9 protein-coding genes, 1 pseudogene and 1 CRISPR repeat array are annotated in these 10,825 nt (G+C 55.2%); of the genes and pseudogenes, 4 read left to right on the top strand and 6 right to left on the bottom strand.

Annotated elements, in window-relative coordinates; translation table 11 throughout:
* Positions 1-806 precede the first annotated feature (806 nt).
* A complete protein-coding gene (locus J2751_RS15115; RefSeq protein WP_209487254.1) occupies positions 807-1,106 on the bottom strand; it encodes a hypothetical protein in 300 nt (99 codons plus the stop codon).
* Between the two features lie 154 nt (positions 1,107-1,260).
* On the opposite strand from J2751_RS15115, the gene J2751_RS15795 reads away from it, so the two are divergent.
* From J2751_RS15795 to J2751_RS15100, 3 genes are all read left to right on the top strand, one after another.
* The gene (locus J2751_RS15795) at positions 1,261-1,494 is read left to right on the top strand and encodes a YgaP family membrane protein (RefSeq protein ID WP_209487253.1); all 234 of its coding nucleotides are present in this window, start codon (positions 1,261-1,263) and stop codon (positions 1,492-1,494) included.
* A gap of 6 nt (positions 1,495-1,500) precedes the next feature.
* Complete coding sequence (locus tag J2751_RS15105; RefSeq protein ID WP_245202874.1) at positions 1,501-1,908, top strand: DUF6069 family protein; 408 nt, start codon at positions 1,501-1,503, stop codon at positions 1,906-1,908.
* 344 nt (positions 1,909-2,252) lie between these two features.
* Positions 2,253-3,527 (top strand): IS4 family transposase, encoded by a 1,275-nt coding sequence (locus J2751_RS15100; RefSeq protein WP_209487256.1) that lies wholly within the window; start codon positions 2,253-2,255, stop codon positions 3,525-3,527.
* A 50-nt stretch (positions 3,528-3,577) separates the two neighbouring features.
* Positions 3,578-4,463: direct repeats of the CRISPR family, unit length 30 nt; unit sequence GCTTCAACCCCACGAGGGTACGTCTGAAAC.
* 219 nt (positions 4,464-4,682) lie between these two features.
* On the opposite strand, the gene J2751_RS15095 is transcribed toward J2751_RS15100, so the two are convergent.
* From J2751_RS15095 to J2751_RS15075, 5 genes are all read right to left on the bottom strand, one after another.
* A complete protein-coding gene (locus J2751_RS15095) occupies positions 4,683-5,828 on the bottom strand; it encodes an ISH3 family transposase (protein WP_209487251.1) in 1,146 nt (381 codons plus the stop codon).
* Positions 5,829-5,992: 164 nt separating this feature from the next.
* Entirely contained in the window at positions 5,993-6,232 is a 240-nt protein-coding gene (locus J2751_RS15090; protein WP_209487250.1) for a hypothetical protein, read from the bottom strand.
* Between the two features lie 589 nt (positions 6,233-6,821).
* The gene (locus J2751_RS15910; RefSeq protein ID WP_209487249.1) at positions 6,822-7,097 is read right to left on the bottom strand and encodes a twin-arginine translocation signal domain-containing protein; all 276 of its coding nucleotides are present in this window, start codon (positions 7,095-7,097) and stop codon (positions 6,822-6,824) included.
* A 98-nt stretch (positions 7,098-7,195) separates the two neighbouring features.
* A complete protein-coding gene (locus tag J2751_RS15080) occupies positions 7,196-7,576 on the bottom strand; it encodes a response regulator transcription factor (RefSeq protein ID WP_209487248.1) in 381 nt (126 codons plus the stop codon).
* Positions 7,577-7,624: 48 nt separating this feature from the next.
* Positions 7,625-9,631: a GAF domain-containing protein gene (locus J2751_RS15075; protein WP_209487246.1), complete on the bottom strand. Its 2,007-nt coding sequence runs from the start codon at positions 9,629-9,631 to the stop codon at positions 7,625-7,627.
* Positions 9,632-9,833: 202 nt separating this feature from the next.
* On the opposite strand from J2751_RS15075, the pseudogene J2751_RS15070 reads away from it, so the two are divergent.
* A pseudogene (locus tag J2751_RS15070) lies at positions 9,834-10,730 on the top strand (IS4 family transposase); the annotation flags it as partial.
* Positions 10,731-10,825: the final 95 nt, after the last annotated feature.

The following is a 10,825-nucleotide window of genomic DNA, read 5'->3' as shown; positions in this document are numbered from 1 at the left end:
GTTGTACACACTCGACACCTCCTCATTCCTTCCGAAAAGTAGCCTCGATAAGCCGCTGCTGTCACGCGGTTCTTCGCTTAGCTAAAGACGGATGCTCCCTCACCATATTCAGTTCATCGAGCAGTGATGACTCATCCGACCGGACTGCGACCACGGGTAGCAGGCCCTCTTCTTCACTATTAACCTCGGAGTTGGTCGTCATGATACAACACCCACAACGATTCGCTCACTTAAATCACCGACAGATATTCGCAGTTATTTTTTGATTGATGTAATATATAAAGTATTATGAGATGGCTACTGTATAACGATATGAACGTATCAGGTTGGTGGGAGTTTGAGACCGAGGATGGTGAAACGCGGTATAAATGCATTTATTGTCGGTTTGTCGCGTGCTCAAAGGCAGACCAAGCACTACACCAAGTCAAATGTCAAAACCACAGTGCAGCTCAAAACCATCACCAGGATTGACTCCACTCGTTTGCTCTTTCACCTCCGTGTGTCAACAGTCTTGAAGTCGGCTACTGAGGTGTCCACCTGAAACGCCGACAACCAAGATGAGCCCTGTTTGACCAAGCAAACACCCCTCGTTTTCAGTGTAAGCGGTTCTGAATACAGGTAGCGTACAGGACTCTATCCCGGCTGAGTTCCCAAGAAAATTTACAGGATGCCGGAAAAATCGTCGAGTATGGACATAGACTGGCAAAACTCAGCTGGTTTTGCAGCTGACATTACGCTCTATTTGCCGAACGACGCCCAAAACATGCTACCAGCTGGCGACTTTCATAAAGTCATCCAGTGGTAGCTTACTCATCAACTTCAGCTGCCTTGCCTTCTGAGTCACTGATTTCGGTACCCTTGGTCCCCAGCTCTTCTGAGTCCTCTAAAAGCAAGCTGGTACCGCCCGCAGCAACCATCCCAACGCCAATTGCGCGCAACTGTTGGAGGTACGCCGAGTTCGGTTCTAACTCGGAGGCGTTATCAAAGTTTTTCGCTATCATCTTTTTTGTAAGCTTAACACTTGCCTGCGGAAAGAGCATCGTCACGACTCCCTGTAGAAGGATTAGTGCCGACACAACTGAGCTACTTTTTTCGCAGTCTTTCACGTATTATCATATACGCCTCTATCGGATAAGTCTTGTGTACTTTGTTCAATATAACTTCTCCTAGAGCGTGCTATATCGCACTTAGGAATTTGTTTTGGGTATTATATTGTGTGTTTGCCACAAGGTTTATTAATCTCACATACATACTTGATATGTGAACGACAATCTTGGGACAGCAGACCGAAAGTTTAGAATTACCGTTGGCGCGGTCACAGGTGGAATATCGATAGGGACTGTTTTAGGAACAGTCCCACTCCCAGCTGCTGCGTCTCCAGCATTGGGCGTCATTGCGGTGCTGCTACTTATGACAGGGTTCGTCGGGAACTGTCCTGTGTACTCACTGTTTGGAGTCAACTCCTGCTCGCGTGCCGGCAACGTTTCCGAATAAGTCACAATGACATCTCAAAAAACCATATCTGTACAAACGCTTGCCGCCCGAGGAGCTGTGACGTTCATAATCGCAGTTATCGTCAACCTCACTCTCGGGTGGGTTGCATTAACACAAGGTCTCGTGGCTTCAACGGAATTTTTCCAGTATCCGCCCATCGTAGTCTGGACATTACTGGGAACGGCCGGCGCAACCGGCGTGTATGGCGTGCTTACACGACGCTCTACGACTCCAGACCGGATGTTCGTCCTCCTTGCCATCGGGGCGTTAATACTGTCGTTTCTTCCTAATATTGGACTCCTGTTAGCCGTTGAGGGTGTGACAACCAGTGAGGTAATTGGACTGATGGCACTCCACGTTCCACCCGCAATAGTTGCAGTCCTTGCACTTCCAGACACACCCCTCGCCCAGTAGCCAGGCTTCAAGCTGTTTTGAACTTACCTGTGAGGAAGTACGTCATGATGGAGTCCATCCCTGATGATGAAATAGCCGAAGTACAGCGGCGGCCTGTCGAGGTTAGTTTGCGGTATGAATGAGGAAATGAAAGTTTAGACCAGCACATATATTTGGCCGATATCAAAGGTCTAGAGGCATTATCATCTTCCAGACGTGAGATAACAAATAACGTTGTAAAATGCGGTCACCATCTGTCTTTAGTTAAGCGAGAAATCGCGTGATAGCGGCGGCTTATCGAGGCATCTTTCGGAAGGAATGAGGAAGTCCAGTCTGTGTACGACAAGGACTCCTCATCTCGGATTATGCGTCGGCTCACTACACTGTTTCCCTCCGAGTTCCTCGAAGAGCACGCCGAGGAACTCGGCGTGGTCGAACGCGACCGCAAGCTCCAGATCCCTGCCTTCGTTTGGGCATTCGTGTTCGGCTTTGCCGCAGGCGAAAGCCGAACACTCGCCGGGTTTAGACGCTGTTACAACTCTACTGCCGATGAGACGATCTCTCCGGGTGGATTCTATCAGCGGTTGACACCGACGCTTGCAGAGTATCTCCGCGACCTCGTCGAGCATGGTCTCGACGAGGTCGCTGTTCCTAACGCTGTTGACGCTGATCTCGACCGGTTTAGAGACGTGATGATCGCTGATGGAACGGTGTTGCGGTTACACGAGTTTCTCTCAGACCAGTTCGAGGCCCGCCACGAGGAGCAGGCTGGAGCAAAGCTCCACCTGCTCCATAATGCCACAGAGCAGACGATTGAACGGCTCGATACTGCTGACGAGAAAGCACACGACAGCGCCCTGTTCAACACAGGGCCATGGCTTGAGAACCGCCTCATGCTGTTCGATCTCGCCTATTTCAAGTACCGCCGGTTTGCGCTGATCGACGAGAACGACGGCTACTTCGTGAGTCGGCTGAAGCAGAACGCGAACCCGGTGATTACGGCAGAATTACGGGAATGGCGCGGCCGCGCCATTCCCTTAGAGGGCAAGCAGCTCCGAGCTGTTCTTGACGATCTCGATCGGAAGTACATCGATGTAGAAGTCGAAGTAGAGTTCAAACGAGGGCCGTACAATGGGACGCGGTCGCTAGATACGAAGCGATTTCGCGTCGTCGGCGTCCGCGACGAGGACGCCGACGACTACCACCTGTACATGACGAATTTAGCGAGGAAGGAGTTCTTTCCGGCAGATCTAGCGGAGATCTACCGCTGTCGGTGGGAAGTTGAGTTGCTGTTCCGGGAGCTGAAGACGCAGTACGAACTGGACGAGTTCGACACGAGTGACGAACACGTGGTGAGGATCTTATTGTACGCAGCGCTGCTGTCGCTGCTTGTAAGCCGCGATCTGTTGGATCTTATCACCGAGCAGGCGGATGATGAGCTTGTGTTTCCGACAGAGCGCTGGGCGGCGACCTTCCGGTCGCACGCCCAGCTCATTCTCCACGAACTCGGTGAGTTCCTCGGCTACTCACCACCGCCGCTGCTCGACCGGCTGATCGAAGACGCTCAAAAGATCCACAAGCAACGACCAATCTTACAAGAAACGCTCGCTACCGCTACACAACCGAGGTGTGAGGCTTAACTAAAGACAGATGACACCAACCAGATACGCGTGCGCGTGCCGACGCCTTTGCTTCAACCCCACGAGGGTACGTCTGAAACCGCGCACCGCCGTAGTGCGTGCCGCCGTGGTCGAGGCTTCAACCCCACGAGGGTACGTCTGAAACGCGTCGTCGACGGGTCGCCGCGTAACTCCTCACCGTCGCTTCAACCCCACGAGGGTACGTCTGAAACGGCGTCGTCGCGTACTCCCGTCGCCCGGAGCCGCTTCAACCCCACGAGGGTACGTCTGAAACGGGGCTTAAGACGGGCCGAAGCACGGAGTCCATTTGCTTCAACCCCACGAGGGTACGTCTGAAACCGCCTGCCGCTCGACGCGCTTTGCCGCTCGCCAAACGGCTTCAACCCCACGAGGGTACGTCTGAAACCCGGTCTGGGCGTCGGTGACGCGTTCGACGACGCGGCGCTTCAACCCCACGAGGGTACGTCTGAAACAAGCGCACGGGTACGAGGGGGTTGACCTGTGACGGTGCTTCAACCCCACGAGGGTACGTCTGAAACTGACGGTTGATTAAACCTTCAGGTAGCCCAAGGTGCTTCAACCCCACGAGGGTACGTCTGAAACCGTTGTGGTAACCCGCCGTTGAGCCCGGGCGGATCCAGCTTCAACCCCACGAGGGTACGTCTGAAACGCGGCTGGGAACGACCCCCACAAGGTGTTTGCTGACGCTTCAACCCCACGAGGGTACGTCTGAAACGTCCGGGCCGACCTCGGTGATCGTCTCGACGCCGGAGACGCTTCAACCCCACGAGGGTACGTCTGAAACCAGGAGCTCGCCGAGGAGGTGGAAGCGTTAAAAAGCGCTTCAACCCCACGAGGGTACGTCTGAAACTGGGTGTGGTCACGAGATGCGGTCAGTTGGCGGTCGCTTCAACCCCACGAGGGTACGTCTGAAACGTGCGCGTCTCCGAGCGCGACCTCGTCCGCAGCCTCAGTCGATCACATCGACAGCCGCGTAATCTCGTCTGATGCCGATGAATCAGATCGAACTGGTCGTGAAGCGTCTTCGAAGCGCTGGTGAGAGTGATCTTTGGGATGGATCGTCGCTGTCGGCGGCGGACTGCCGCCGACGCGACGGCGTCGCCACTCACGACCGCTGTCCGGACCGGTGGACAGCTACCGGAAGAACCGGTCGTCAAGTGACTGGTTCGCTGGAACAGACCTACGCACACCAAGTGCTGTCCAAGCTGCGCGAAGCGTCATTTCGCAGAACTCCGTGAACGACCAGTTCCAGAGGCGGCGCCCCCCGCGGCGGGGCGCCGCCACGTACTTCCAGTGGAGATATCGCCAGCTATTCTGGAGCAGCAGGCTCACCACAAACATCACGAGCCGTAGCCCAGCGTCCTGAGAACTGGTGAATGCGAGGCTCTGCTTGGCTAATCGGTAGCTCGACTCGATGCCGAAGCGCTTGCTATAGTGTTCTCGGGCATCCCGTGGTGTGTCGATGAACGGCGCGTCAGCGGCGTAGCCGTGACGCGCCACCCCGTGTTCGTCGTATCGTCCCTGCTGGTAGACGCAGTCGATGAACACGGGGAAAGTCACCTCGCCGGCGAGATCGTGTTCGATCTCGCGGCTCCAGCCTCTGTTGAGTTCGTCTTGAATCGTCTCGCCCCACTTGACAATCGGCATGACGTAGGCGTAGTTGTGCTTGGACAGCAGTCCGAGGCAGGTACTGTTGTAGAATCCACGATCGAGGTAGACGGCCTTGACGCTGAGGTCAAGGCCGTCGAGTAGTTCGAGGAACTCAGCGAGGACATCGCTGGTGGTATCGCCAGCGACAAGCTGGCGAACCGCCAGCGTGTATCGTTTGTTGCGCACCCGCGCGTAGAGCGTCGCATACGCGTGAAAGGTGGTCGTTCCACGTTTCGCCTGTGAGAAGTACAGCGCTTCTGTCTCGTCTTCGTCGCCGTAGTAGGGATCGAGGTGGAGGTCTGCGCAGACCTCCACCGGTCGATCTGGAAGTGTCGCAAGCGCATCTCGCTGTAGGAGCATGTCCCCAACTGCCTCAACCGAGTCAAGCTCAAACTGCTCGGTGAGGTGTCCTCGGACGGTGTTGGCGTGTGGCGAGTCGCCGGTCGTTTCGCAGACGTGGTTGATTGAGGTCCCGCCGGCGCTGGCGCCGGCGAGGACCTCGTACAACGTCTCTGTCGTGACCTCGACGTCATCACCGAGATCTATCGCAAGCTCTTCGTCGAGACTGTTGACGACAAAATTAACCAGGTGCTTTTCTTCTATCTCGCTGTCTGCTTCGGTAGCTTCCACACCCTTCCCAAGCAGACACTTTCACTCAAACCCGATGTGATCGACTGAGTCTGTTTGTTTGCGAGTGGACGTTGGTGAGTTCAGTCTAAACGGCACCGATAGCCTCGTGTTTAGCCTTTTCTCCCAACCCTAAAGTTCCGCGATTATCTGACTGGAGCGCCGAGTTACTCGTCACGCTCCGCCAGCATCTGTTTTATTTCTTCCAGTTTGAAGTACGAGGCGAGGCTGAGTATCGTGACGGGCCAGAAGCCAACGAACTGGCCGCGCTGTTGGTCGCCGCGCACGTAGTAGAAGTATAGCGCAAGGGCGACCGAACCGACCGATGCCAGCACGGCAGGGCTGAGACCGTCAGCACCGATTCCTTCCGCAGTTTCTATCGGCGTCTCTTCAGTTGTATCACTCACACGTTTACTTAGGTTCGTGCAGGTAAATCACTTCTCATACCGCAAAATACGATATCTCGGCTCGACTAGCATTGTCAGCTCCAAGCGGAGTGGGCAATCCTCAAGAGTGCCCCGGCAATGGTGATCGGGGCGACCCCCGAACTCGATTTCTCACGGTATTCGCCCGTTGAGAGGCGGCCTCCACAACAGCCTCGAAGGATGCCAAACTGTTTCACGTCTACAACACCCTGTCCCAATATGGACGAAATCGATCCGGATACCGCAATGGTTGCCGCCGGCGTCGTGATCAGTCTGATCGCCATACTGGAGTTCTATCCGGCCTGGAAGAAAGCGCGGAAGAACTGATCGCGTCACAGGTGGAGCGAGTTGGTGAGCGTTCGACACGGCGTTTCCGACCGGTCGGTTCGATTGTTCGACAGTCCTTGGTAACGGAACAAGAGCACTTGAGAGGGTCTCTAATCACACTCACTATGGATAGATTGTGAGTCGTGAGTGTCGAGGCCAACCTTCTACCGGTATCTTTCCATAGAGCAGTGACCAACGGTTAGCCGGGTGAATGATTTCTTTTCGGGACGATTGCACCACTAACTCACTCACTCGATCTCTGTCCACGATATCGAGCAACTGCTCCCCGACCCGGCACTATCACATCGAGTGTCACGTCCGCGATTGCGTTACCCGAGAGTCCGACGGCTTCCCCCGATATCGGCTCGGAAAGTTTCGCGGATGGCTCCCTATCATCTCCGGCCGTGCTCGAACTGTCCGTATCCGAGTCCGATGGCGAAAAAGCGCTGCAACCAGCAACCCCTGTTGCCGTTCCGACTGTCGTGTACCGAAGGAACTCACGACGGGACCACTGTACCATTAGTTCGACTAATTCTTACTGAGGTATAATTACCATCGCATTGGTGCCGAACCTGAAACTACAGACTTTCACATACATTGTCGTTATCGAATCCTCTCTCACGCTTCGTCGAGCACCTTCTCAACTCGACTGACAAGCTCGACTTCCGAAAAGGGCTTTGCCACAAAATCGTCAGCCCCGGCGTCGAGTGCTTGCACGATATCTTCTTCTCGGTTGCGGGATGTCAACATGACGACTGGCAGATCGACGAGTGCGTCGTGATCCCGGATATGTTCGAGAACTGAAAGCCCATCGATTTCGGGCATCATCACGTCTAACACCACGATATCCGGTGGATCGTTGGTCCGTGATTCGAGATGCTCCCAACATTCATCACCATCGGTAAACGCCACTACGTCCCACCCGTTGTCAGTCAAGTTGAGTTCGATGACTTCCCGGGTCGTCTCATCATCCTCAGCAATGACTATTTTAGCGGTCATGTGCGTCTCCTACCCACGCTTCATCGCGGGCACGTTTGGTTCCACGGGTCATTCGCTCCGTTCACCAGTTCGGATTTCGATGCGTGCTCCCTGATCTGTGGCGGGGACTGTGAGGTCCCACCCGTGTGCTTCCACGACATCGATAACGCTCATGAGTCCGATTCCGAATCCCGACATCTCGTCCGTGTCTCCGAGTGCTTCGATCTCCGTCCGTTGCTTGTCGGAAAACCCTGGCCCCTCATCGGCGACGTAGAACCCCCCCTCGTCAGCGAGGGGGCCAACTTCCACGGTAACGTCGTCGCCGCCGTGTTCGATGCTGTTGCGGAAGAGATTGCCGAACAGTTGCAGCAGTCGTGTCTCATCGGCCTCTATCTCACCAAGCGGGTCGTCTGCGGACAAGGTCGCTTTCGGGGCGTCGGTGTATGACCACGCCTCCTCCACGATTGGTTGTAATTGGTGGGTGCGTATGTTGACTGCCTGGCGATCACCGCGTGCGATCATCAACAACTCGTCGATGAGTTCCTCCATCCGCTCTAAGGACTGTTCGACGCGGTCGAAATGCTGTGACTCGTTCGTTTTACGGGCGATTTCGAGAAAGCCGACCGCTCCCGTCATTGGGTTTCGAAGGTCGTGTGCCACGACATCGGCAAACTCTTCGAGGCGGTCGTTCTGTCGCTGGAGTGCTTCACCACGCTCGGCTAGCTGTTCTTCGCGCTTGACTGCGGTGATGGCCTCCGTGACCAGCGCCTCAAGCAGTCGGAGGCTTTCGATATCGATCTCGCCGAACGCACCTGGCTCGGTCGCAGCACAGGTGATGATCCCATGATTCCCGCAGGGGATGTACACCTCTGACTGTAATGGCGTCTCCGGATTGTACACTTCTGGTCGTTCGGTCAGGTCCTCGTAGTTCCGGATGTCGCCACTGTCAAAACTCTCCCAAAGCAGTGCGTCGTCTCGCTCGAACGTCGGAGCCTCCCCGACGATCCGTACTGCTTCGTCTGTTTCAGCCAGCGGGCGTAAGACGTCGTCGCCGGCATCGTACTCCCAAAACGCAGTCACCGGGAGATCGAAACTGTCCAGAACCGTCTCAACCGCGATTTCTGCGATTTCCTCGGTTGTTTCGGCTACCAGCAATTGTTGGGATATTCGGTGCAATCCTTGCAACCGTTCTTCGAACCGCTGCCGTTGGAGTTCGTACCCGGCCCACTGTCCAAGAAGCTTGATCACCTCCCGTTCGCCGGCGTTGAATTCCCGGTCACGGTCGTGTGGGGCCGCAAAGCAGAACGTCCCATAGAGGTTCTCTCCGACCATGACCTTCGTTCCGATATAACAGCCTAAGTCGAACAGTTCGTACGCCGGATCGTCTTCGCCCAACTCCGCTTGTGCGTCCTGCATACCGACCAGATCGTCGCTTTGGATGGTTTTCCGACAGTACGACTGTTCCAGCGGTGCGGTTTCGTCTGGCTGGAGCAGTGTATGATCGCCAACAGCGTGTACAATCTCTTGTGTGTCTTCCTCTATTTTCGACAGGAACCCAAACGGCAGATCCAGGTACTCACACCCAATGGAGAGGATGCGCTCGGCTTTTTGTTCGAACGTGAGAGCGTCCTCTGCACCAACTTGGTACAGTTTGGCCAGCACCGCCTGTTTTTGTTCTGCTGCTCGGGCCCTCCGCTCGCGGTCTGTCACGTCCCGGACCACGCCGACGATATCGTCAGTGCCGTCGTCCCGGATATGTTTCGAGACGCGAACGTCTACCATCTGTTCGGTCTCCTGATCAATTTCGAAGGTCAGAATTTCATCCTGGATTTCTCCGTCGGCAATGGAGTTGATGGTTGTAACGAATCGGTCAAACTCGGCTGATTTAACCAGTCCTGATTCAACCAGCGTGTCGAACGTGTTGCCAACCAGTTCGTTCCGCTCACGCCCAGTCAACGAGCAAAGCGAGTCGTTGACGTAGGTGATAGTCCCGTCCAGATTGACGACGAAAACGCCGTCTCGAACAGCTTCGATGATGGATCTATAGCGGCTGGTACTCTCTTCGCTGCCCCCCAAGCATCGTTATGGGGGCCTGTGTCCATGGATGAACTTTCCACTAATTCATCATAGATGTTTTCATCGACGGATCATAACGTCATGAACCATCCGTCTTTAGTTAAGCGGGAAACCGCGTGACAGCAGCGGCTTATCGAGACTACTTTTCGCAAGGAATGAGGAGGTGTCGAGTGTGCACAACGAAACCTCCTCGTCTCGGATTATGCGTCGGCTCACTACACTGTTTCCCTCTGAGTTTCTTGAAGAGCACGCCGAGGAACTCGGCGTGGTTGAACGTGACCGCAAACTCCAGATTCCTGCCTTCGTCTGGGCATTCGTGTTCGGCTTCGCCGCAGGCGAAAGCCGAACACTCGCCAGTTTTAGACGCTGCTACAACTCTACTGCCGACAAGACCATCTCACCGGGTGGGTTCTATCAGCGGTTGACTCCGACACTCGCAGAGTACCTCCGCGACCTCGTCGAGCACGGTCTCGACGAGGTCGCCGTTCCCGACGCTGTTGACGCTGATATCGACCGATTTAGAGATGTGATGATCGCCGATGGAACGGTGCTGCGGTTGCACGAGTTCCTTTCCAACGAGTACGAAGCCTGCCACGAGGAGCAGGCTGGAGCGAAGCTCCACCTGCTCCACAATGCCACCGACCAGACGATTGAACGAATCGACGTGACTGACGAGAAAGCACACGATAGCACGCTGTTCAAGACAGGGCCGTGGCTTGAGAACCGCCTCGTGTTGTTCGATCTCGCGTACTTCAAGTACCGCCGGTTTGCGCGGATCGACGAGAATGGCGGTTACTTCGTGAGCAGGCTAAAACAGAACGCAAACCCGGTTATTACGGACGAATTACGGGAATGGCGCGGTCGCGCCATTCCCTTAGAGGGGAAGCAGCTCCGAGCTGTTCTCGACGATCTCGACCGGAAGTACATCGATGTAGAGGTCGAAGTAGAGTTCAAACGAGGACCGTACAACGGGACGCGGTCGCTGGATACGAAGCGGTTTCGCGTCGTCGGCGTCCGCAACGAGGACGCCGACGACTACCATCTGTACATGACGAATTTGACGAGAAAAGAGTTTTTCCCGGCGGATTTAGCGCAGATCGTAGTTGGATAGCAGTTCCATGTCGAGACGATTTCGTAGCAGTCTCATAGATCGTTCACTACTGCTGAATTACTGTGTCGCTGGGGAGTCGCGGA

The sequence above is a fragment of the Halorubrum alkaliphilum genome (assembly GCF_017873815.1).
GTDB lineage: Archaea > Halobacteriota > Halobacteria > Halobacteriales > Haloferacaceae > Halorubrum > Halorubrum alkaliphilum.
This window is presented reverse-complemented; position numbering and strand designations above follow the sequence as displayed.

Excerpts from the sequence above, each read along its gene's own strand:
- J2751_RS15910 (WP_209487249.1), bottom strand. The coding sequence starts at position 7,097 with ATGGTACAGTGGTCCCGTCGTGAGTTCCTTCGGTACACGACAGTCGGA.
- J2751_RS15105 (WP_245202874.1), top strand. The coding sequence starts at position 1,501 with ATGACATCTCAAAAAACCATATCTGTACAAACGCTTGCCGCCCGAGGA.
- J2751_RS15100 (WP_209487256.1), top strand. The coding sequence starts at position 2,253 with ATGCGTCGGCTCACTACACTGTTTCCCTCCGAGTTCCTCGAAGAGCAC.
- J2751_RS15080 (WP_209487248.1), bottom strand. The coding sequence starts at position 7,576 with ATGACCGCTAAAATAGTCATTGCTGAGGATGATGAGACGACCCGGGAA.